At 46.4% G+C, this 22,983-nt stretch carries 16 protein-coding genes; 12 read left to right on the forward strand and 4 right to left on the reverse strand.

Translation table 11 applies throughout. The annotated features are described in order from the left end of the window. Nucleotides 1-36 precede the first annotated feature (36 nt). Entirely contained in the window at nucleotides 37-1,929 is a 1,893-nt protein-coding gene (gene speA, locus M2134_RS04250) for a biosynthetic arginine decarboxylase (protein ID WP_280750094.1), read from the forward strand. A gap of 19 nt (nucleotides 1,930-1,948) precedes the next feature. Here the strand turns inward: speA and M2134_RS04255 are convergent, their stop codons facing one another. From M2134_RS04255 to M2134_RS04270, 4 genes are all read right to left on the reverse strand, one after another. After that, complete coding sequence (locus M2134_RS04255; RefSeq protein ID WP_280750095.1) at nucleotides 1,949-3,280, reverse strand: MATE family efflux transporter; 1,332 nt, start codon at nucleotides 3,278-3,280, stop codon at nucleotides 1,949-1,951. 63 nt (nucleotides 3,281-3,343) lie between these two features. Beyond that, nucleotides 3,344-4,693, reverse strand: a complete 1,350-nt coding sequence (locus M2134_RS04260; protein ID WP_280750096.1) for an alpha/beta fold hydrolase — start codon at nucleotides 4,691-4,693, stop codon at nucleotides 3,344-3,346. A gap of 21 nt (nucleotides 4,694-4,714) precedes the next feature. Beyond that, nucleotides 4,715-5,299, reverse strand: a complete 585-nt coding sequence (locus M2134_RS04265; protein WP_280750097.1) for a YIP1 family protein — start codon at nucleotides 5,297-5,299, stop codon at nucleotides 4,715-4,717. Next, the gene (locus M2134_RS04270; RefSeq protein WP_280750098.1) at nucleotides 5,289-5,585 is read right to left on the reverse strand and encodes a DUF2089 family protein; all 297 of its coding nucleotides are present in this window, start codon (nucleotides 5,583-5,585) and stop codon (nucleotides 5,289-5,291) included. Before M2134_RS04270 ends, M2134_RS04265 begins: the two co-directional genes overlap by 11 nt. Nucleotides 5,586-6,148: 563 nt before the next feature. On the opposite strand from M2134_RS04270, the gene M2134_RS04275 reads away from it, so the two are divergent. The 11 genes from M2134_RS04275 to gltB all read left to right on the forward strand — a co-directional run bounded on the left by M2134_RS04275 (nucleotide 6,149) and on the right by gltB (nucleotide 22,969). After that, nucleotides 6,149-6,757: a hypothetical protein gene (locus M2134_RS04275; RefSeq protein ID WP_280750099.1), complete on the forward strand. Its 609-nt coding sequence runs from the start codon at nucleotides 6,149-6,151 to the stop codon at nucleotides 6,755-6,757. Next, the gene (locus M2134_RS04280; RefSeq protein ID WP_280750100.1) at nucleotides 6,754-7,044 is read left to right on the forward strand and encodes a transcriptional regulator; all 291 of its coding nucleotides are present in this window, start codon (nucleotides 6,754-6,756) and stop codon (nucleotides 7,042-7,044) included. Before M2134_RS04275 ends, M2134_RS04280 begins: the two co-directional genes overlap by 4 nt. Before the next feature lie 66 nt (nucleotides 7,045-7,110). Continuing rightward, nucleotides 7,111-8,433 carry a cell envelope integrity protein CreD gene (gene creD, locus M2134_RS04285; protein WP_280750101.1) on the forward strand — a complete coding sequence of 441 codons (1,323 nt, stop codon included), beginning with the start codon at nucleotides 7,111-7,113 and terminating at the stop codon, nucleotides 8,431-8,433. Nucleotides 8,434-9,706: 1,273 nt separating this feature from the next. Then, nucleotides 9,707-10,543, forward strand: a complete 837-nt coding sequence (dapF, locus tag M2134_RS04290) for a diaminopimelate epimerase (protein WP_280749827.1) — start codon at nucleotides 9,707-9,709, stop codon at nucleotides 10,541-10,543. 38 nt (nucleotides 10,544-10,581) lie between these two features. Next, entirely contained in the window at nucleotides 10,582-11,793 is a 1,212-nt protein-coding gene (locus M2134_RS04295; RefSeq protein WP_280749828.1) for an LL-diaminopimelate aminotransferase, read from the forward strand. Nucleotides 11,794-11,997: 204 nt separating this feature from the next. Then, nucleotides 11,998-12,702, forward strand: coding sequence for a hypothetical protein (locus M2134_RS04300; protein WP_280749829.1), 705 nt, complete (start codon nucleotides 11,998-12,000; stop codon nucleotides 12,700-12,702). Between the two features lie 23 nt (nucleotides 12,703-12,725). Beyond that, complete coding sequence (locus M2134_RS04305; RefSeq protein ID WP_280749830.1) at nucleotides 12,726-13,082, forward strand: P-II family nitrogen regulator; 357 nt, start codon at nucleotides 12,726-12,728, stop codon at nucleotides 13,080-13,082. A gap of 31 nt (nucleotides 13,083-13,113) precedes the next feature. Next, a complete protein-coding gene (locus M2134_RS04310; RefSeq protein ID WP_280749831.1) occupies nucleotides 13,114-14,490 on the forward strand; it encodes an ammonium transporter in 1,377 nt (458 codons plus the stop codon). Nucleotides 14,491-14,584: 94 nt separating this feature from the next. Continuing rightward, nucleotides 14,585-15,619 carry an aspartate--ammonia ligase gene (asnA, locus tag M2134_RS04315; protein ID WP_280749832.1) on the forward strand — a complete coding sequence of 345 codons (1,035 nt, stop codon included), beginning with the start codon at nucleotides 14,585-14,587 and terminating at the stop codon, nucleotides 15,617-15,619. A 148-nt stretch (nucleotides 15,620-15,767) separates the two neighbouring features. After that, entirely contained in the window at nucleotides 15,768-17,957 is a 2,190-nt protein-coding gene (locus M2134_RS04320) for a glutamine synthetase III (protein WP_280749833.1), read from the forward strand. A 446-nt stretch (nucleotides 17,958-18,403) separates the two neighbouring features. Beyond that, the gene (gene gltB / locus M2134_RS04325; RefSeq protein ID WP_280749834.1) at nucleotides 18,404-22,969 is read left to right on the forward strand and encodes a glutamate synthase large subunit; all 4,566 of its coding nucleotides are present in this window, start codon (nucleotides 18,404-18,406) and stop codon (nucleotides 22,967-22,969) included. Nucleotides 22,970-22,983: the final 14 nt, after the last annotated feature.

Genomic DNA, 22,983 nt, shown 5'->3' on the forward strand with positions numbered 1-22,983 from the left:
TTTTAGTATAAACCATTTTAGTGCAAGGAACAGAAAATGAGAAAGTGGCGCATTGAGGATTCGGAAGAATTGTATAACATCCCCGGATGGGGTATTAACTATTTTTCTATCAATGAAAAAGGAAATGTAGTGGTTACTCCCAAGAAGGACTATGCCGGCGTTGATTTGAAAGAGCTGATCGACGAACTGCAGATCAAGGACATTTCCACCCCTACGCTGATCCGTTTTCCGGATATTCTGGACAACCGGATCGAACAGATTTCCAAATGTTTCAAGATCGCTGCGGAAGAGTATAAATACGAAGCAGAGAACTTTATCATCTATCCGATCAAGGTCAACCAGATGCGTCCTGTGGTGGAAGAGATCATCAGCCACGGAAAGAAATTCAATATCGGACTGGAGGCAGGATCGAAGCCTGAACTGCATGCGGTGATTGCCATGTATCCCGATTCGGAGTCATTGATCATCTGCAACGGCTACAAAGATGAAAGCTATATTGAATTGGCGCTGTTGGCTCAGAAGATGGGGAAACGCATTTTCCTTGTAGTAGAGAAACTAAACGAATTGAAGCTGATCACCAAGATTGCCAAGCAACTGAATATCCGCCCGAATATCGGTATACGCATCAAGCTGTCGAGCTCCGGCAGCGGCAAATGGGAAGATTCGGGAGGCGATGGCAGCAAGTTCGGCCTCAACTCGAGTGAACTGCTCGAAGCGCTCGAATTTATCGAAAAGAATAAGATGGAAGACTGCCTGCGCCTGATCCATTTCCATATCGGTAGCCAGGTGACTAAGATACGCCGCATCAAAAACGCATTGCGCGAAGCCTCGCAGTTCTATGTGCAACTGCGTACGATGGGCTTCAATATCGAATTTGTCGATATAGGCGGTGGCTTGGGCGTCGACTACGACGGATCGCATTCGTCCAATAGCGAAAGCAGCATCAACTATACCATTCAGGAGTATGTAAACGACTCGATTGCGACTATGGTGGATGCCAGCGACAAGAATAATATCCCTCATCCGAATATCATTACCGAGTCAGGCCGTTCGCTTACGGCTCATCACTCCGTATTGATTTTCGAGGTATTGGAAACAACCACCCTGCCCGAATGGAATCCGGAGGATATGGTATCGGAGGATGATCACGAACTGGTGCATGAACTCTATCAGATCATGCAAAACCTGAATCAGCAGCGTATCCTGGAATCCTGGCATGATGCGCAACAGATACGTGAAGAGGGCTTGGACCGTTTCGGATTGGGTATGCTCGACCTGCGTACACGCGGACAGATCGAACGCCTCTACTGGACGATTGCCCGCGAGGTATATGCCTTGACCAGTCAGATGCGCCATGCTCCGGAGGAGTTGAAGCAGTTGGCGAAGATATTGCCCGATAAGTATTTCTGTAACTTCTCGCTCTTCCAGTCGTTGCCCGACTCCTGGGCTATCGACCAGGTATTCCCGATCATGCCGATACATCGCCTCGACGAACGTCCGTCGCGCACAGCGACCTTGCAGGATGTTACCTGTGACTCGGATGGGAAGATTGTCAACTTCATATCGACCAAGAACTATTCTTATTACCTGCCCGTGCATCCTTTCAAGACGAAGGAGTCCTATTATATCGGAGTCTTTTTGGTGGGTGCCTATCAGGAAATATTGGGCGACCTGCACAATCTGTTCGGCGATACGAACGCGGTGCATGTCAGCGTAGATGAAAAAGGATATACCATCGATCAGATTATCGACGGGGAAACAGTAGCCGAAGTATTAGACTACGTGCAATACAACCCCAAGAAAATGGTGCGCACACTCGAAACCTGGGTGACCTCTTCGGTGAAAGCAGGCAAGATCACGGTAGAAGAGGGCAAAGAGTTCCTGTCCAACTACCGCTCCGGTTTGTATGGGTACTGCTATTTGGAGTAAATAGAATCTTTCTCCGATATTATTTGAATTTACGGAAGCGCAAATAGAGCATAATTCCGGCACTGGTCAATCCGAACGGGAAGGCCATCCAGATACCGAAAGCGCCCCATCCCAAGGTGAAAGCAAAGAAATAGCCTAACGGAAGAGATATAATAAAATAGGCAATAAAAGCAATCAGCATCATGGGTTTTACGTCGCCAATGCCACGCAGGGCATTGGCGTAGGTGATCTGCAGACCGTCACCAAACTGATAAATAATAAACGGAATAACCAGGCTGGCTACCATGGCTGCCACCGGTTCACTATCAGTAAACCAGGCACCGATCTGGTGGCGCAACAGGTAGAGCGGGATAGATACCACCACGGCCATCAGCATAATAATATGAAATCCGGCAGAGGCCGAGCGTCGGACGTTGACGCTGTCGCCTTTACCGCGGTAGTTGCTCACCAACACCGCTACGGCGGCTCCCATACCATAGTACATCATAAAACCAACCTGCGAGACCGACAGCATAATCTGGTGACTGGCCAATGCCACCGTGCCGAGCCATCCGATCATAATCGCGCTCAGACTGAAAGAGGCGGTCTCCATGCCCATTTGCAGGCCGACAGGCCATCCCATATTATTCAACAGACGGAAGTCGCGCTTATTGAAAGGACCTTTTCGGAAGCCTTCCACATAGATCCGGTAACGTTTGGCTTTCAGGAAGATCACGACAAAGACGATAAGCATGACGATGCGTGAGAACAATGTACTGATACCGGCTCCGACCAATCCCATCTCCGGGAATCCACATTCCCCATAAATCAACACATAATTGCCTACGATATTCAATAGGTTGCCCCCTAATAGGATCCACATAGCGGTCTTCGGATCGGTAATCCCATCGGCAAATTGCTTGAACGCGTTGAACAAAAGGATAAACAACAGCGACACAAGCAGGATCAGGTAGTAGGGCTTGATCAGCGGAATCAATTCGGCAGGCTGCCCCAGGCGTTCGATATTGAAATAGAGCGCTCCCATAATGACTGTCAGTAACAAGGCCACCAGTGCGTTTGCCAACAAGCTGTTCTTCAATGTCCGCCCAATAGCCTCCGGCTCTTTGTTGCCAAACAGGGTACCCACCACAGGCGTCAGCCCGTACGAGAAACCTGTGCTAAAGATAATAGCCAGGTTGAACATACTGTTTACGAAAGAGGCAGCACCCAGTTCGTCGGTACTATGCTGCCCGATCATCAAGGTGTCGGCAAAGGAAAGGATGATTTGTCCTACCTGCCCGATTACAATGGGCACTCCCAGATAAATAAGGGACTTATAATGGCTTTTATAGAGTTGAAAATGGCGACGCATGCATACTTTTTTAGCTTGCAAAGCTACGCATAATCTTTTAGGTGGTAAAACCTGTTTTCCCTTCTATTGTTTCAGGATCCATTCGCCCATATCTTTCAATACCTCCGGGCTGATGGTCTCTTCTATCTGGCTGTATTCTGCCGGCAGTCCGGTGGTGGCATGTTGGAAGAGGTGGTTCAGGCCGGGGTATTCTTTGATGGTTACTTGGTTGTTGCCATTCGCCGTGATTTGTTTGAAACCTTCCAGGTTGGGCCGGGCAATTACCTGCAGGTCTTTATCGCCATTCAATGCCAAGACGGGGCAAGTGATCTTTTTGAAATAATCAAGCGGATCGAAGCGCAAGAGGGTGAGCATGGATTCGGAAGTCATTTGGGCAATAATAGTCTGTTCCTGTCCCGCCAATACGGTTCCGGCAATAATGGCCGTGATCGACTCCTTTTTCACGGCATTCTTGTCTGTCGTTAGGATATAGTCTTCCAACTTAGTCATCGTCTCATTATAGCGGTTGATATACGCATCGGTAGCGCCGGATGTTTTGAAAAGCGCTGCCCGCTGTTTTTGCATCAGATCCCGGCCATTTTCTCCGGGTCCCGCCAGTGAAACGATAAAGGCAGGGATCTGCTGTGCTGCCAACAGGGTAGCCACGGAGCCTCCTTCGCTATGCCCAATGATGCCGATCTTTTGCTTGTCGACCTCCTTGCGATTCTTTAAGTAGGCTATAGCGGCGGCGGCATCTTCTGCGAAATCGGGTATGCCACACTCATTGTATTTGCCTTCCGACGCACCTACGCCGCGTTCGTCATAGCGAAGTACGACTATACCCTGGCGGGTCAGGTAGTCGGCAATCACCCAAAAAGGCTTATGTCCCATCAGCTCTTCATCCCTGTTCTGTGGGCCGCTGCCGGTCACTAATACTACTGCCGGATACTTGCCCGCTTGCTTGGGAAGGGTAATGGTTCCTGCCAGCCGCACATTTGCCTTTTCGTTGCGGAAAGTGATCTCTTCCGTGAGGTAAGGGTAGGGTGGAACGGGATGTTGCGGACGGTTGGCCACTATCTCTTCGCGGGAAAACTTGATCGGGAATTGAGCCCCCATCTGCGTAAATGAACCGTCGATGGTATTGTCCTCTTTCCATACGCCTTGGTATTTGAATCCTATCTGGGCGATTTCCAAACTCAGCCGGTTTGCTTCAAAGGTGATTTTATTGAAAGGTATCTTTGCCGAACTTTGATCGGGCGATACCATATAACCGGTGTATGTCTCCCCTGATTTCTCGAAGGTGAGGTTCATTCTTAACTTCATCCCGCCGACATCGGCGCGGCCATACCAGTTGCCGGTAATATCCTGTGCGGAAGCCGAAGCGGATGCCAAGACAAAGAGGCTGCATAGTAGCCATACATAGACTTTTTTCATAACATATCTATTTTAGATTGATTAATAACACAAACGAATAATCATGCGGCATAACACGTCACCGCCTATGATAGCAATAGTGTATAATACCCCCAATTTTGTTCCTTTCAGATTACACGAAACCTTCAATGCGTTATACATCCATACCAGTACCCACACCAGGAAAATGATTGAGATAAGTGAGAACCAGATGGATACTAATAAGCCCGGTTGGTTCAACAGTTGGCTGGGCGGCAGATCGAAATCAAATGTCTTCAACTGTTGCATTGGCGGCAGAAGCGTAAACAGGTTCATCAGAATAAACGGCAGTTGTGCGAAAGCGACGGTGCCGAATATATCTACGATCCGTATCCGGGAGGTGGACAACAATAGTCCTCCGATATAGAAAAGAAGAGCCGGCACAAGCCATACAACCAGGTGCTCTACCACATAACACCACCAGGCATCATTGGGCGCAGGGCCAAAATGCAATAATCCATGATAATGGTAGCCCGAATAAAAGGAGACGGCTGTTGCCACGATTACGCCTAAGAGGCCCCATAACAGTGCTTTCCCGCCGGCTATTTTCACAAAAGGATTCAAACATAAAGTCAATTTATTGTCCATCACTCGGTTCCTCCCTCTTTTTTAAGTTTGCAATTAAATCATCTAATAGATTCCGTACCGTCGGGTAGCTGATCCCCATATTCTTCGCCATGTCTTTCAGGCTCCCGCTGCTTTTTACGAAATCAAGTATAAAGGCCTGTTCTTTTTCCGACAGCCGAGCGAGTAGGGGCAGGGCAAAGCTGCCGGTCACCTCCGTGTCGCAATGGGTGCAATGCATTTTCCGAACATGAAGATCTGATTCACAACTCGGGCACTTTAAGGGTAATTTCTTTTCGATGTTACTCATACGATCTTTTTTTTACAAACATACAATATGGTTTAATAAAAACAAGGAAAAAGTAAATAAAATGTATGTATAAGTGAATAAAATTGATGTTTGCCTTGATTTATATAGGTCTATTTTTCACCTTAAATCGGGTCGTATGTTAAAAATACATAAATAAATTCCCGAAAATATCATTTTAACGAAATTCAAAAAGATACTTATTGCCTCGAATATGTTTCTTTATGATAGTTATAGTTAAAGAAATACTATCAAAATGATATAAATTAGGGGTGGTTTGCTTGCGCTTTCATAGTGCCTAGGGAGTGCCTATATAGTGCCTACATAGTGCCTACATAGTGTCTACATACTTTTGATATAAAAAGCATGCTTTTACGATGGAGGGAAAACGGTAGCAATGTGGAGGCAATAATAACCCAGATTGGAGTGAGTAAGATGTGATTAATAGCCTCCCTACCGTCGACCAACTCAAAAAAAAATATAAAAAGCGAAAGAAAAGAGGCGTTTGCATTGTTTCAACAATAATTCTCATTAGCTTTGCGGCACAAAGTACTTTAATTGTCGCCATGAACAAGCAGATAGAAGATATAAAGGCCATAAGAGAGATGATGGAGAAGTCATCCAAGTTCTTATCACTTAGTGGGTTGTCGGGTATACTGGCCGGTGTGACAGCTATTGCCGGAGCGGCATTCGCCTACTTTTACCTATTGCGCGACCCGTCGCTGACCGATTACAATCAAACGCAGGAGTTATTGATTTTGCTGGCTGATGCCTTGATTGTTTTGTTTCTGTCGGTCGGTTTTGCTGTTTATTTTTCCTGGCGTAAGGCAAAGAAAAACAAGCAGTCTCTCCTTAATAAGGTAACGATGCGCACGGTGTATAACCTGGGGCTCCCGTTGGTGGGTGGCGGGCTGTTTTGTTTGATTCTATTCCTTCGGGGGGATATCTATATGGCCTTGGCCGGCACCTTAGTGTTTTATGGTATCGCGCTTATCAATGCCTCTAAATACACCTTTGAAGAGGTGCATTATCTGGGGATCACCGAGGTGGTATTTGGTGTGATAGCGGCTGTTTTCCAACAATATGGGCTACTGTTCTGGACCTTGGGCTTCGGTGTTTGCCATATATTGTATGGCTTCATTATGTATAAAAAATATGATTTGAAGAAACGATGAAAAGCATCATCGCCAACTTAAATAAAGCCTTTGAAAGCCGGATCCGTCTGGGAATCATGTCTATTCTTTCGGTGAATGAGGCGGCTGACTTCAATACCATGAAGCAGCTGCTTGAGGTGACCGACGGTAACCTCGCCAGTCACCTGAAGGCGTTGGAAGGATTAGCCTATATCCAATCAACAAAACAGTTCGTTGGACGGAAACCCAATACGCAATATCACATGACGGAAACGGGAAAGCAAGCCTTTCAGGAACACCTGAATGCGCTGGAAGCCCTTCTTAGGTAATTTTTTTTACCCATTAACTTTGAAATGCAAAGTACTTTCTTTATTCATATTTAATAAATAATTCAAATGGAAACACAAGAAAAGAGATCGGAGAAATTCTCCCAGTCAATCACCGTGAAAGCCTTAATAGTAGGTTTTCTCAGTCTTTTATTGCTCATACCCAGTGCGATGATGCAAGAATTGATTTCGGAGCGAAAACACCGAAGTGAAGAGACCATTGAAAAAATTAATAACAAATGGAGTGGGGCGCAAACCCTTTGTGCCCCTGTTTTGTCAATTCCGTATACAGTTTCTACTCTCAATGCGGAGGGAAAGATGGTAAACGAACAGCATCTTTTGCACCTAACGCCCGAAGATCTTCATGTCGACGTCGCGCTCTCCCCCGAAGAGAAGCATTATGGCATCTATAAGACGATTCTCTACAAAAGCGAGGTTCGCCTCAAAGGCGGCTTTGAGATACCGGACATAGAAGAGGCTGGGCGCACATATCACTGGGACAAAGCCATTGTATATATCGGCATCTCCGACTTGCGAGGCGTAACCAATCGTGTTGATTTTTATATAAACGATCGCGCCTATGCGGCCGCGGCAGGCAGTCGTCGTGCCTGGTTTGCCGGAAATGAGCTGGTGGTTCCTCTAAACGATGAGGCAACACTGGCAGCCAAAGAGAGGGTGGATTTTCATTGTACGATCGATCTGAATGGCAGTGGCAGTATGCATTTTATTCCCATCGGCAAAACCTCCCAGGTGCATATTGCCGGTGCCTGGAAGGCACCAGGCTTTGTTGGTCACTTCAGTCCGGAACATACCATCACAGAGAGTGGCTTCGACGCGACATGGAAGATCTTGCATTTCAACCGTAGCATACCGGATAGCTGGATTGACAACGGGGTGCAGCCTTTTGCAGAATCCTCCTTTGGTGTGAACCTGGTAGATACCGTCGATCATTATCAGCAGAATATGCGATCGGCCAAATACGCCATTCTTTTCATTGCCTTGACCTTCGTGATCTTCTTCTTTGTGGAGCTCCTGACCAAAAAGCGGATACATCCTATTCAGTATCTCTTGGTCGGATTGGCTTTGGTTCTTTTCTACGCGCTTCTGCTTTCTATATCAGAACAGGTCGGTTTTGCTATCGCCTACCTGATAGCCTGCGTGGCAACCATCGGCATGATCACACTCTATGCGCATAGCGTATTCAAAAACCGCAAACAAACCGCTCTGCTTACCTCAACACTCTGCCTGTTGTATCTATTCCTCTATGTTATTTTGCAACTGGAAGAGATCGCCCTATTGATCGGAAGCATCGGCTTGTTTCTCGTCCTGGCAGTTATCATGTATTTCTCCCGAAAAGTGAACTGGTATAAAGAGGGAACGGTAGGGGAATAGCACCGGATTTTTTTATTCTCACCCGCATGAGAATTTTTTCTCACGTTTTTTTAGGGCGTGAGAAAAAATTCTCAGCGTATAGAAAAACGTGAGAAAAAGACGGTAGGCATATACTTGTATGGTTCATCCGGTAAATGCGTATTTTTTACATTATAATCAAATCGGAACAGATTGAGAAGGTGGGCGGATCTTCGAATTGGAGGAGATGGGAAGGTGGCTTTTGGCACAGATTGCACAGATTACACAGTTTTAAATATTCAATCGGAGAAGACGATAAAGGCAAGCAATCGTAGATTGCTCCGCTCTGTAGCCAGTTGCCTCAGGCTGCTGGTCTTCAAATGGGAGGGGAAGGTTGCGGGGAAGCACGCCGCAGGCGTGAGATTATACATAACCGTATGCAAGCGTAGCGCAGCTTACGGTAGTGAATCCTCTATATAAAAAGCCCCGCATGGGGCGGGATTATGACAGATCTCGCACCTGCGGCGCTTGATTGACAGGGAGTCGCTATACCGTAAGCTGCGCTGCGCTTGCATACGGTTATGTATAATCTCGCGCTTGCAGTGCGCTCTCCACCTTCAAACTTTCCAATATTGGATTCCCACAGAGCGCTGCCAGCGCGATTCAACCCAGCCCATGGGTGACCGTAGGGAACCCTGGGTATCAGAGTATAATAATAATGGAGTTCTGAAAGAACGACTGTATATATACAAATACTCAATAGTCACTCCTTCAGAGTTCCATTTAGTGTAACCTAAACGACCCAGGGTTCCCTACGGTCACCCATGGGCTAAGTTGAATCGCGCTGGCAGCGCTCCTTGGGAATCAAATTTTCCAATATCTGAAGCCCCCCCAGGCCGTCCGAAAACTTAATTTATCCTCTGGAGAATCGCCTATTCGCATTCACGCTCGGGTAGGTACCCGAATAAAAAAGCCTTGCGAGGTAGTTTTCGGACGGTCTCCCCCTTCCTCCTTTTCCTTCATTTTCCATTTTCAACTTTCAACTTTCAATTTCTTCAAACTTTCCAAAATCTTCCAAAAATATGAAGATCCGCCCCGCCTTCATCATTACACTGCCTGAATTCAAATAGGTATTCGCCGGATGAACCACTTTTGTCAAAAAGCTATCCGAAAGCTATTTATTGTGACGTTATGATAGGTAAATGAAAATAAAATAAACAAAAAGCTTGAAAAACTTGCGTAAAAAGAATAAAATGCTCATATTTGCGCCGTATTAGTTTCTTTATGTTATTCTAATAACTAAAACAGAGTGAAAATGAAGTTTACGAAGATGCATGGAATAGGCAATGATTATGTTTACGTAGATTGTTTTAGTACGCAAGTTAAACGACCTGATAGGTTAGCTGTTATAGTCAGCAACCGGCACAAGGGGATCGGCTCCGACGGATTGGTTTTAATAATGCCATCTGACGTAGCCGATTTTCGTATGCGGATGTTTAATCCGGACGGATCGGAATCGCAGATGTGCGGGAATGCTTCCCGCTGCATAGGGAAATATGTCTTTGACAAGGGATTGACGCAAAAGACGGAGGTGTCGTTGGAGACAAAAGCCGGCATCCGACAATTACAGTTGTTTCCAGAGAACGGAAAGGTAAAACGGGTGTGTGTCGATATGGGTGAGCCTATTCTTTGCCCTGCGGATATTCCCGTGGTGGCGGTAGGCGAGCGGGTGGTAGACCAGCCCGTTCATTTTGCCCCGGAACAGTATGAGATAACCTGTGTATCCATGGGGAATCCCCATACGGTTATTTTCAGTCATGAAATAGAAAAAATAGATTTGGCTTATATAGGTAAAAAGATTGAGTTATCAAACCTGTTTCCCGAACGCACAAATGTCGAATTTGTGGAGATCCTATCTCCTCAAAAGGCAAATGTGCGGGTCTGGGAACGTGGTACCGGCGAGACACAAGCCTGTGGCACCGGGGCTTGTGCAGTATTAGTAGCCGGGGTGTTGACCGGGCGCTTGGAACGAAAAGCAACCATCTCTCTTCCCGGAGGAGAGTTACAGATTGAGTGGGATCCGCAAAACAATCATGTCTATATGACCGGTGAAGCCGTTACAGTCTTCGAAGGCGAATTGCTAAACCTTTAATTCTTCATTCTTTATTTTTCATTCTTCATTAAGAAAGTATGGCACTAATAAACGAACATTTCTTGAACTTATCCGAAAGTTATCTCTTTTCAGAGATAGCGAAAAAAGTATCTCATTATAAAACGGCACACCCGGAAGCAAAAGTCATTAGTCTGGGTATCGGAGATATTACCCGGCCATTGGCTCCGGCAGTTATCCGGGCGATGCACAAGGCTGTTGACGAAATGGCTGATGCCTCTACCCTGCGGGGATATGCGCCCGAATGCGGGTATGACTTTCTGATTGATGCGATCATCAGAAATGACTTCCAGACACGAGGCATTCAACTGGATGGCGATGAGGTGTTTGTGAGCGATGGGGCTAAAAGCGATACCGGAAACATCGGCGACATATTGAGTGTAGAGAACAGGGTAGCGATCACCGATCCGGTCTATCCGGTCTATTTGGATACAAACCTTATGGCCGGACGCGACATCGTTTACCTTCCGGCAAGTCCGGAGAATGGGTTTATACCTGCTATTCCCGATAAAAAGGTAGATGTCATCTATCTCTGTTATCCGAATAACCCGACCGGGACGACATTGACAAGAGAGCAATTAAAGAGCTGGGTCAACTATGCTTTGGAGAAAAAAGCGTTGATATTATTTGATGCCGCATACGAAGCATTCATCACCGAAGAAGATGTGCCGCATAGCATTTACGAAATAGAAGGGGCAAAGCAGGTGGCGATAGAGTTCCGGAGCTTCTCGAAAACAGCCGGGTTCACCGGTGTACGCTGCGGATATACCATCGTACCGAAAGAGCTGAAGATAGAGGATAGAAACGGACAGTTGCACGCCTTGAATGCATTGTGGCGCCGTCGGCAATCGACCAAGTTCAACGGCACGGCCTATATTGTTCAACGCGGAGCCGAAGCGACCTATTCCCCGGAAGGGAAACAGCAGATCCGGCAGACGATTGATTATTATATGGAGAACGCCCGAATCATAAAAAGCAGTTTACAGGCTTTAGGGTATGAGACCTACGGCGGAGTAAACGCGCCATACATCTGGGCTAAAACACCCGAAGGGATTACTTCCTGGGGCTTTTTTGATACCTTATTGCATGAATGCCAAATCGTTTGCACTCCCGGTGTCGGATTCGGGACAAATGGAGAAGGTTTCGTACGCATGACAGCTTTCGGCACAAGAGAAAATACCATCGAAGCAATAGAAAGATGGAAGGCTAATCTCAAATTCACGACATTATGATGTTGTACTTCTATTTGTATCCCCGCATACAAAATCCCCGCTAAGGGGAATATCAACAAAAAGAGCAGCGGATTGAAATAACGCGGCATGTCATTTCATCCATACGAGCCGGAAGGGTAATCCTTCCCGGACAGGGAGAGGTACAGCCTTTTCCTAACACAAAGACAATCGTTTAAGTGTTTAATATTCAAAAGAATAATCAAAATGAAAAGAATATATTTTATCACCTCTTTATTTCTTCTTCCTATCTGTATGCAAGCGCAAGAAGAAAAGGAAAATAAAGTCTCTTTCGACCTGGGAGCCGATTTAGTCAGCTCTTACGTGTGGCGTGGAGCCTATCAGACAAGTGCCGCTATCCAGCCTTCTATGGGCCTGACGGTTGGAGGATTCTCCTTATCCGCATGGGGTAGCGTTCCTTTCTCCGGAACAGCCAAAGAAGTCGATTTTACTCTTGGCTATGAGCTTGGTGGATTATCCGTAGCCATCACCGATTACTGGTGGGCCGGTGAAGGTGCCTACAAATACTTCACCTACGATGCACACAAGACGGAACACCACTTCGAAGCTTCCTTAAGCTACTCATTGCCCGTGGAAAAGTTCCCACTCTCTCTTTCCTGGAACACCATGTTCGCCGGCGAGGACTACTACAAAGCGGACGGCGAAAGAGCCTATTCTACGTATGTCTCAGTGGGCTATCCATTTAGTATAAAAGGGGTTGGTCTGGAAGCCGAAATCGGACTTACTCCCTGGGAAGGGATGTATGCGGACGGGTTTGCCGTTGTCAACATCGGACTGAAAGCTTCAAAAGAAATCCGTATTACGGACGGGTTCTCATTACCTCTGTTCGCACAAGTTCTGGCAAACCCAGAAGCAGAGGATATATTTCTCGTATTTGGACTTAGTTTTTAAGTATTCATTAAAAAGGCAAAAAGATGAAAAAGATTGAAGCAATTATTCGCAAAACTAAATTCGATGATGTCAAAGATGCATTAGATTCCATCAACATCGAATGGTTCTCTTACTATGACGTAAGAGGTGTTGGGAAAGCCCGGCAGGGACGTATTTACCGTGGTGTTGTGTACGACACCAGCAGTATCGAGAGAATACTGATCAGTATCATTGTACGTGATAAGAATGTGAAAAAGACCGTAACAGCCATACAGGAGGCCGCACAAACCGGAGAGATAGGCGATGGACGTATTTTCGTTATTCCGGTGGAAGATGCCGTACGTATCCGTACCGGCGAACAGGGGGATATCGCCCTGTATAACGCGGAACATGAAGAGTAAACAGGGGTTCAACTATTAAAAACAAATCAAAATGAAACGATCTATATCTTTAAGAATAAAAAGCCTGTTTGTATTGATCTTATTATTGTTTATGACAACCGGACTCTCCGCACAGGAGCTGGCGGAGACAGAAACAGAAACCATAGAGTCCTTCAGTAATATTGCTGATCTGGCTCTATCGCTCGATACGGTCTGGATGCTGTTGGCGGCTATGTTAGTGTTCTTTATGCAGCCGGGCTTTGCCTTGGTTGAAGCCGGTTTTACCCGTATGAAGAGTACGGCGAACATTCTGATGAAGAACTTTGTCGATTTCACCTTAGGATCAATTCTGTTCTTTGCCGTAGGATTTGGGTTGATGTTTGGAACCGGCGCATTTGCCGGTACGCCGAATTTCTTTCAAATAGATTTCCTGGAAATGGATCTGCCTATTGAAGGATTCCTGGTTTTCCAAACCGTGTTCTGCGCCACTGCCGCTACCATTGTTTCGGGAGCCATGGCCGAACGGACTAAATTCCACATGTACCTGATTTACACCGTTTGCATCAGTGTATTGATCTATCCGATCTCAGGGCACTGGACCTGGGGAGGCGGCTGGCTGATGAATGGCGAGGAAGGCAGTTTCATGATGAACCTCTTCGGAACGACTTTTCATGATTTTGCCGGATCAACCATTGTACACTCCGTCGGTGGCTGGATTGCTTTAGTGGGTGCTTGGATTGTCGGCCCGCGTATGGGTAAGTATGGAAAAGACGGGAAGTCGAAAGCTATTCCGGGACATAACTTAACGATTGGCGCACTGGGTGTTTTTATTCTCTGGTTCGGATGGTTCGGTTTTAACCCCGGCTCCCAATTAGCCGCCTCGGGAGAGGGGAACCGTGTAGCTATCTCACATGTATTTCTGACAACCAACTTAGCAGCCTGCGGAGGTGGATTTGCTTCTCTTATAACAGCATGGGCTCGTTATAAAAAGCCAACATTATCCTTGACACTGAACGGTATATTAGCCGGACTGGTGGCCATCACAGCCGGATGTGATATGGTTTCTCCCGTAGGTGCTTTAATCATCGGTATACTGGCCGGTATTCTGATGGTGTTCTCTGTAGAGTTTATCGATCGTATTCTCAAGATCGATGATCCGGTAGGTGCCTCATCCGTACATGGTGTTTGCGGCGTCTTCGGAACGTTGATGACCGGACTATTCTCTACCAGCGAAGGCTTATTCTACGGACAGGGTTGGAGCTTCCTCGGGGCACAGGCCTTCGGAGCTTCCGTTGTCGGAATATGGGCGCTCGGAATGGGCTTCATCATTTTCAAGTCATTAGATATGCTCTTTGGACTCCGTGTTTCTAAACGCGTGGAAGAAGAAGGCTTGGATATATATGAACATGGTGAAACAGCTTATAACTAATAAGTAATTGAAAATTGAAAGTTGAAAGTTGAAAATGGATTGCTTTCACTTCTCACTTTCAACTTTCAATTTTCAATTTTCAATTTATATAATTATGAAGACAACAATTCCCCAAGGCTACAAGCCTACTCTGGTTCCCGAAGAAATGGAACAAGCAATAAAAGCGATAAAACTAAAATTTCAAGATGAACTGTCGCACGCATTAGACCTGAGACGAGTGACGGCACCCTTATTTGTCCTTGCAGGGACAGGTATTAATGATAACCTCAACGGGGTAGAACGCCCTGTTTCGTTCGAGATTCCGGCTGTCGGAGGTAAGAAGGCGGAAATCGTTCATTCATTGGCGAAATGGAAACGCATGAAACTCGGAGCTTACGGCATTGAGCCGGGTAAAGGGCTTTATACGGATATGAACGCTATCCGTGCTGATGAAGAACTGGATAACCTCCATTCGCTCTATGTCGACCAATGGGATTGGGAGCGCACCATTACCGCTTCCGACCGGAACCTGGATTTCCTAAAAGGGATGGTCAAAAAGATTTATCAGGCACTGAAGAATACAGAGCAATATGTATCCCGGCAATATCCAAATATAAAACCTACACTGCCTGAGGATATCGTCTTTATCCATACGGAAGACCTACAAAAGGAATATCCCTCCCTTACGCCAAAAGAACGTGAAAACAAGGCTGCTGAAAAATACGGAGCCATCTTCCTGATTGGTATCGGCGGAGAGCTTCCCGACGGAAAGATACACGATGGACGTTCACCCGACTACGACGACTGGAGCACACCAACCCGGGATGGCTATAAAGGCTTGAACGGTGATATCATTGTTTGGAACCCAACCTTAGAGCAGGCTTTCGAGATCTCTTCTATGGGTATACGTGTCGACAAAACCGCCCTATTACTCCAATTGAAGATCAGAGATTGCGAAGAGCGTAAGGAACTGCAATTCCACAAAAGCCTGTTGGAAGATAAGATCCCTTTGTCCATAGGAGGAGGAATCGGGCAGTCACGCCTCTGCATGTTCCTGTTGCATTGCGCCCATATCGGTGAAGTGCAAGCCAGCATCTGGCCGGAGGAAATGATTGACGAGTGTTTGGCACATAACATAATACTTAAGTAATTGAAAATTGAAAGTTGAATTGTAAATCGCTTAGCGGAGCGCAGAGCAAAATGGATTGCTTCACTTCTCACTTTCAACTTTCACTTTTCAACTTTCAATTAACTAATCACTTTCACTTTTCAACTTTCACTTTTCAATTAAGTAAACTATGGCAAATTTAAGATTTAGTGCAGTAAAACAAGCTTCCGGACGGGAAGCGGTAGAAGTATCGGCACCGGCTCCTAAGGCTTCCGAATACTTCGGTAAGTATGTATTCGACAGAAATAATATGCGTAAATACCTGTCGAAAGAGACTTTGAAATTAGTATTAGGCGCTATTGACAAAGGCGAACCGCTGGACAGGCAAGTGGCCAACCATGTAGCTGCCGGTATGCGTATGTGGGCGATGGAAATGGGGGCAACACATTATACCCACTGGTTTCACCCGTTGACTGATGGTACGGCTGAAAAGCATGATGCCTTTATTGACTTCGACGGACAGGGTGGAGTGATTGAGGAATTCTCGGGGAAACTATTGGCACAACAGGAGCCGGATGCTTCGAGCTTCCCTTCCGGCGGTATCCGCAATACGTTTGAAGCACGCGGGTACACTGCCTGGGATCCTTCTTCTCCTGCTTTTATCGTAAAAGATACACTTTGTATTCCTACTATTTTTATCTCCTATACGGGTGAAGCGCTGGACTACAAGACACCTCTGCTCAAATCGATCGCTGCTGTGGATAAGGCGGCAACCGATGTATGTCGTTACTTCGACAAAAACGTTAAAAAGGTCTTTTCCTATCTGGGCTGGGAACAGGAGTATTTTCTGGTAGATAGATCCTTATATAATGCCCGTCCTGATTTGGCGCTAACAGGTCGTACGCTGATGGGACATGAAAGTGCAAAAAACCAACAGCTGGAAGACCATTATTTCGGTTCCATACCGACACGAGTATGCGCCTTTATGCGTGATCTGGAATACGAATGTTATAAGTTGAGTATTCCCGTAAAGACCCGCCACAACGAAGTAGCTCCCAATCAGTTTGAAGTAGCACCGATCTTCGAAGAATGTAATCTGGCGGTCGATCATAACCTCTTATTGATGTCTACCATGGATATCGTTGCCGAACGCCACAACTTCAAGGTGCTTCTCCACGAAAAACCGTTTAAGGGGATAAACGGTTCGGGCAAGCACAACAACTGGTCATTGGGTACCGACACGGGCATCAACCTCTTGGGAGCAGGTAAAAACGCGAAAGAGAACCTGCAATTTATCACCTTTGTTGCCAATGTGTTAATGGCAGTTTATAAGAATAATGCTTTATTGAAAGCCAGCATCTCATCGGCTACCAATGCACACCGTCTGGGAGCTAACGAGGCACCGCCTGCTATCATCTCCGTCTTTATGGGTTCACAGATCTCGGCTTTACTCGACGAAATAGAATCGAGCAAGGGTATCAAAGATATTGAACTCAGCGAAAAGACAGGTAAGCGTTTGTCATTGAATTACATTCCGGAGATTATGGTCGATAATACCGACCGTAACCGTACTTCGCCGTTTGCCTTTACCGGCAACCGTTTCGAGTTCCGTGCCGTGGGTTCATCGGCCAACTGTGCCGCTGCCATGCTTGCACTGAACACGGCTGTTGCCGGACAGTTGAAACAGTTCAAAGCGGAAACCGATGCCTTGATCGCTTCCGGTAAATCAGAAGAAGAAGCCGTCTTCCAGATGATTCGGATGTACATCCGGGACTCGAAAGCGATTCGTTTCGATGGCAATGGATACAGTGACGAATGGAAAGTCGAAGCGGCAAAGCGCGGATTAGACTGCGAAACACGGGTGCCTGTTATTTATGATGCCTATACCACCTCGCAAACGATTGACCTTTTCGCCAAGACAGGTGTCTTGAATGAGCGGGAATTACATGCCCGTAACGAAGTGAAGTGGGAGCAATATACCAAAAAGATTCAGATCGAAGCCCGTGTGCTGGGTGATTTGGCACTGAACCACATCATTCCCGTTGCCACCCGCTATCAAGGTCTGCTCTTGGATAATGTTTCCAAGATATTTGCTTTATATGATAAGGAGAAGGCGGCAAAGATTGCTTCGCAAGATTTATTGATTATCGAAGATATTGCCGATCACCTGAACTTTATTAAGAAGAAGGTCGATGAGATGGTGGAAGCCCGTAAGCAAGCCAATAAGATAGAAGATGAACGCGAAAAGGCCTTGGTCTATTGCGAGAAAATAGCGCCTTACTTCGATGAAATCCGCTATCATATCGATAAGCTCGAACTGACGGTAGACAATGAAATGTGGACCTTGCCGAAATACAGGGAACTGCTTTTTATTCGATGATTTTGCCCCAACTTACAACACCTAAGCTACACCCTAGGATCACCCTAGGATCACCCTATGCAGATCCTATTTGTAAGCATGGCTTAGGTAGAAAGGAGTCAGATTGACAGGTAGGATTTTAGGAAAAGTAGCAGAATGATAGATAATATTGATCTACTCTTTTCAGAATGATAGAAAAAGAGAGAAAAACAGGGTGAATTTAAGGCTCCTAAAAGAAGTATTTGGGGATAAGAAAGAAGGACATAAAGAGGTCATAAAAAGGAGATGAAGAGAACGGTTCTTCGATATGCGTATTAACGTATTGTCGAAACAGTATTAAGACAGGGTCGTGATACTATTAAGACGGGGTCGTGATACTATTAAGACAGGGGTAGAAACACCTTGACGTTTTCACCTTGATTTCTTTACCCTTCGGAAAGGGTTATTTGTCGCTCATAATAAGTAATATGGAAAAGAAAAAAAACAATCAACAGAACTTATACAATCCCGAGTTCGAACACGATGCCTGCGGTGTCGGACTGGTAATTGATATACACGGAAATAAATCGCATGATATAGTTGAAAAGAGTTTGCAAGTACTGGAAAACATGCTCCATCGTGGAGCTGAGAGTGCAGACAATAAGACGGGCGATGGGGCAGGCATTATGCTTCAGATTCCGCACGAGTTTATTCTATTGCAGGGGATCCCTGTTCCCGAGAGAGGGAAATACGGAACCGGTTTGGTTTTTCTGCCTCAGGATGAAGAACAAGCCAAGCTTTGCATGGATACGCTGAAGAATGTATTGACGCAGGAAGGTTTGGATTTACTGGCTGTACGTGATCTGCCTGTCAATAGTGATATTCTGGGCGAGATATCCCGTGCAAACGAGCCACTGATCAGGCAGATCTTTGTGGTCGATCAGGATCTTTCGGGCGATCATTTGGAGCAAAGGCTGTATGTCGCCCGTAAAAAGATTGAGAAAAACATTCTGCAATCAGCTTTACAGGATAAGCGGAGTTTCTATATCGTCAGCCTCTCCACCAGTCGGATTGTGTATAAAGGCATGCTCACATCGACTCAGTTGCGTGAGTATTTCCCGGATCTGACCAGTCCCTATTTCACGAGCGGATTGGCATTGGTGCATTCACGTTTTAGCACGAATACCTTTCCGACCTGGGATTTGGCACAGCCCTTCCGCCTATTAGGACATAACGGTGAAATCAATACCATTCGCGGTAACCGGTATTGGATGGAGGCGCGCGAAAATCTCCTGGGAGACTTTCAAATGAAGAATGATGAATTAAGAATGATGAATGATGATAGTGATTCTTCATTCTTCACTCTTCATTCTTCATTCTTAACTCCGATTATTCAATCGGGGATGAGCGACAGTGCTTCGTTGGATAATGTGTTGGAGTTTCTGATGATGTCGGGCAAAACACTTCCGCACGCTCTGGCTATGCTGGTGCCCGAAAGCTGGAATGATAAAAATCCGATTTCACCCGAACTCAAAGCGTTTTATGAATACCATAGTATCATCATGGAACCTTGGGATGGACCGGCTACGCTGTTGTTTACCGACGGACGGTATGCCGGTGGTATGCTCGACCGCAACGGCTTGCGCCCGGCCCGTTATCTTATTACAAAAAATGATGTCATGGTGGTAGCCTCTGAAGCCGGAGTACTGCCTTTCGAAGCTTCGGAAATCAGAGAAAAGGGGCGGCTTCAACCGGGTAAGATGCTGATGGTGGATACCCAGGAAGGTACAATCCAGTATGATGCCCAGTTAAAAGAAACCCTGGCGAAAGCCTATCCTTACGAAGAATGGCTATCGAAAAACCGTATTATTCTCTCTGATATTCATTCGGGAAGAACGGTAAAGCATAAGGTGGAGAACCAGTCGCAACTATTGCGAGCCTTCGGGTATTCCAAAGAAGATATGGAGCGGATTATTCTGCCAATGACTACCGACAGCAAAGAACCGATCGGCTCGATGGGGAATGATACGCCTTTGGCGGTATTGTCTGAAAAGCCGCAACGCTTGTTCAATTACTTCCGGCAGTTGTTCGCACAGGTAACCAATCCGCCTATCGACCCTATCCGGGAAGAATTGGTTATGTCGCTTTCGCTGTATATCGGCAGGCAGGAGGGCAATCTGCTTGAGCCCTCTCCCGAATTATGTAAAATGGTGAAACTGCAGACACCCGTTATCAATAACCGGGATTTGGATATCCTACGGCATTTGGGTTACAAAGGTTTCCGCACATTAACCATTCCGATGCTCTTTGATATAGACGGCCAGGCGGAAGAAAACATGGAGAAGGCCATCCGTACGATTTGCACCCAAACCGAACAGGCAGTAAACGAAGGATACAATTATGTCATTCTGAGCGACAAAGGCATAAATGCGAAGCAGGCAGCTATTCCTTCTTTACTTGCCGTTTCGGCGGTGCACCACCATTTGATCAATAAAAAGAAGCGGATGCAAATCGCCATTGTGGTGGAGACCGCCGAAGTGCGTGAAGTAATGCATTTCGCTCTATTGCTTGGTTTCGGGGCAACAGCCATCAACCCCTATATGGTCTTTTCTATCTTGGAGCATGCGGTCGACTCGCATGAGATCCAACTGGATTACCACACTGCCGAGAAGAATTACATCAAAGCGGTCAACAAAGGGCTGTTGAAAATTCTTTCTAAAATGGGGATCTCTACTTTGAGGAGCTACCGTGGTGCGCAGATATTCGAGGCGGTCGGGATAAGTCAGAAACTGTTGGATAACTATTTCCGTGGAATGGTGTCACGTATTGGAGGCATTGAGTTGGACGATATTGTCAAAGATACCCTACACGATCATTTCTCCGCGTTTTATAACCCAAACGAAACGGATGCCTTGTTGCAAAACAGGGGCTTCTATACCTATCGGAAAAACGGAGAGTACCATGCCTGGAATCCGCAGACGATTAGTAAATTGCAGATCGCGACCCGCCTGGGCGATTATGAGAAATTCAAGGAATATACGCATATCGTGGACGAGAAATCACATCCGGTCTTCCTGCGTGATTTCTTTACATACAAGCGTAATCCGATTGATATCTCGGAAGTCGAACCGGTTGAATCAATCACCCGGCGCTTTGTGACCGGTGCTATGTCGTTCGGTTCTATCAGCAAAGAGGCGCATGAGGCTATCGCTATCGCACTCAACAAGATACATGGACGTAGTAATACGGGAGAAGGGGGTGAAGAGCCCGCCCGTTTCCAGACCGGTGAAGACGGACTGAATCGCCGGAGTGCCATCAAACAAATCGCTTCGGGACGTTTTGGGGTAACAGCCGAATACTTAGTCAATGCCGACGAATTGCAAATTAAAGTGGCGCAGGGAGCGAAACCCGGCGAGGGAGGGCAGCTTCCGGGCTTCAAAGTCGATAAAGTCATTGCGAAAACACGCCATTCCATCCCGGGCATTACCCTGATCTCCCCTCCGCCCCATCACGATATCTATTCGATCGAGGATTTAGCGCAGTTGATATTTGATTTGAAGAACATCAACCCGACAGCCGAGATCAGCGTGAAGCTGGTCGCCGAAAGTGGTGTCGGCACGATTGCCGCCGGTGTTGCCAAAGCCAAAGCCGACCGTATCATTATCAGTGGGGCGGAAGGCGGTACGGGAGCCAGTCCGATCAGTTCGGTCAAACATGCCGGTATCCCGGGCGAACTGGGACTTGCCGAAACGCAACAGACCCTGGTGATGAACAACCTGCGTGGCTTTGTGCGCCTGCAGACCGACGGACAATTGAAAAGTGGTAAAGACATTATCGTTTCGGCATTGCTCGGTGCGGAAGAGTTCGGTTTCGCTACCAGTGCCTTGATAGTGCTCGGTTGTGTGATGATGCGTAAATGCCATCAGAACACCTGTCCGGTTGGGATAGCTACCCAAGACGAGAAGCTGCGGGCACGTTTCAAAGGGAAACATGAATACGTCATTAATTTCATGACATTCCTGGCGCAGGAAGTACGTGAACATCTGGCAGAAATGGGATTCCGGAGTATGGATGAAATTATCGGACGTAGTGACTTGCTCGCACTCAAACCGATGGAATTAAGCGAAAAAATAAGAAAGTTAGATTTAAATAAATCAATGTACTTCGCTGGTGATGGGAATGATATCCGCCATACCAAAAGCCAGGAACATAAAATCGATAAGGTTATTGATCGCGAACTTATTCGCAAGGCACAACCGGCAATCAAGACTGCTTTGGCAGTCGAGATAAAACAAACCATCACCAATACCGATCGCTCCGTAGGCGCTATGCTGTCAGGTGAGATTGCGAAGCATTATGGAGGCGCCGGTTTACCTGAAAATACCATTGGCGTAAAGTTCAACGGATCGGCAGGGCAGAGTTTCGGCGCCTTTCTTTCATCGGGAATCACCTTCCGCCTGGAAGGCGAATCGAACGATTATCTGGGGAAAGGCTTGTCGGGTGGAAAGATTATCCTTGTTCCGCCGACGAATGCCGATTTCGTTCCCGAGAACAATATCATTGTGGGCAATACTTTACTGTATGGCGCTACTTCGGGTGAGGTGTATATCAACGGGAAAGTCGGTGAACGGTTTTGTGTACGAAACAGTGGAGCCATTGCAGTGGTTGAAGGTGTAGGCGATCATTGTTGTGAATACATGACCGGTGGGCGTACCGTCGTATTGGGTGAAACGGGTAAGAACTTCGCCGCGGGTATGAGTGGCGGATTGGCGTATGTGTTGGATATGGACGGTACGTTCGACTCGAACTGTAATATGGAGATGGTCGAGTTGTCATTGATTGAAGACCAATCGGACAACCGTGAACTATTCCAACTCCTCTCGAACCATGTACAACATACGCAAAGCCCTCTTGCTAAAAGAATACTGAACGATTGGGACAACTATTTGAAACACTTCATCAAAGTAACTCCGATTGAGTACAAGAAAGTTTTGCAAGAAGAGAAGATGGAGGCGATTAATCGCAAAATTGCGCAGGTGGAACGTGATTATTAGTTAAGTGAAAGTTG

This window comes from Parabacteroides sp. PM6-13, from assembly GCF_029892605.1.
Taxonomy (GTDB): Bacteria; Bacteroidota; Bacteroidia; order Bacteroidales; family Tannerellaceae; genus QVMG01.

Coding starts and splice junctions, on each gene's coding strand:
- speA (WP_280750094.1), top strand. CDS start 37: ATGAGAAAGTGGCGCATTGAGGATTCGGAAGAATTGTATAACATCCCC.
- M2134_RS04255 (WP_280750095.1), bottom strand. CDS start 3,280: ATGCGTCGCCATTTTCAACTCTATAAAAGCCATTATAAGTCCCTTATT.
- M2134_RS04260 (WP_280750096.1), bottom strand. CDS start 4,693: ATGAAAAAAGTCTATGTATGGCTACTATGCAGCCTCTTTGTCTTGGCA.
- M2134_RS04265 (WP_280750097.1), bottom strand. CDS start 5,299: ATGGACAATAAATTGACTTTATGTTTGAATCCTTTTGTGAAAATAGCC.
- M2134_RS04270 (WP_280750098.1), bottom strand. CDS start 5,585: ATGAGTAACATCGAAAAGAAATTACCCTTAAAGTGCCCGAGTTGTGAA.
- M2134_RS04275 (WP_280750099.1), top strand. CDS start 6,149: ATGAACAAGCAGATAGAAGATATAAAGGCCATAAGAGAGATGATGGAG.
- M2134_RS04280 (WP_280750100.1), top strand. CDS start 6,754: ATGAAAAGCATCATCGCCAACTTAAATAAAGCCTTTGAAAGCCGGATC.
- creD (WP_280750101.1), top strand. CDS start 7,111: ATGGAAACACAAGAAAAGAGATCGGAGAAATTCTCCCAGTCAATCACC.
- dapF (WP_280749827.1), top strand. CDS start 9,707: ATGAAGTTTACGAAGATGCATGGAATAGGCAATGATTATGTTTACGTA.
- M2134_RS04295 (WP_280749828.1), top strand. CDS start 10,582: ATGGCACTAATAAACGAACATTTCTTGAACTTATCCGAAAGTTATCTC.
- M2134_RS04300 (WP_280749829.1), top strand. CDS start 11,998: ATGAAAAGAATATATTTTATCACCTCTTTATTTCTTCTTCCTATCTGT.
- M2134_RS04305 (WP_280749830.1), top strand. CDS start 12,726: ATGAAAAAGATTGAAGCAATTATTCGCAAAACTAAATTCGATGATGTC.
- M2134_RS04310 (WP_280749831.1), top strand. CDS start 13,114: ATGAAACGATCTATATCTTTAAGAATAAAAAGCCTGTTTGTATTGATC.
- asnA (WP_280749832.1), top strand. CDS start 14,585: ATGAAGACAACAATTCCCCAAGGCTACAAGCCTACTCTGGTTCCCGAA.
- M2134_RS04320 (WP_280749833.1), top strand. CDS start 15,768: ATGGCAAATTTAAGATTTAGTGCAGTAAAACAAGCTTCCGGACGGGAA.
- gltB (WP_280749834.1), top strand. CDS start 18,404: ATGGAAAAGAAAAAAAACAATCAACAGAACTTATACAATCCCGAGTTC.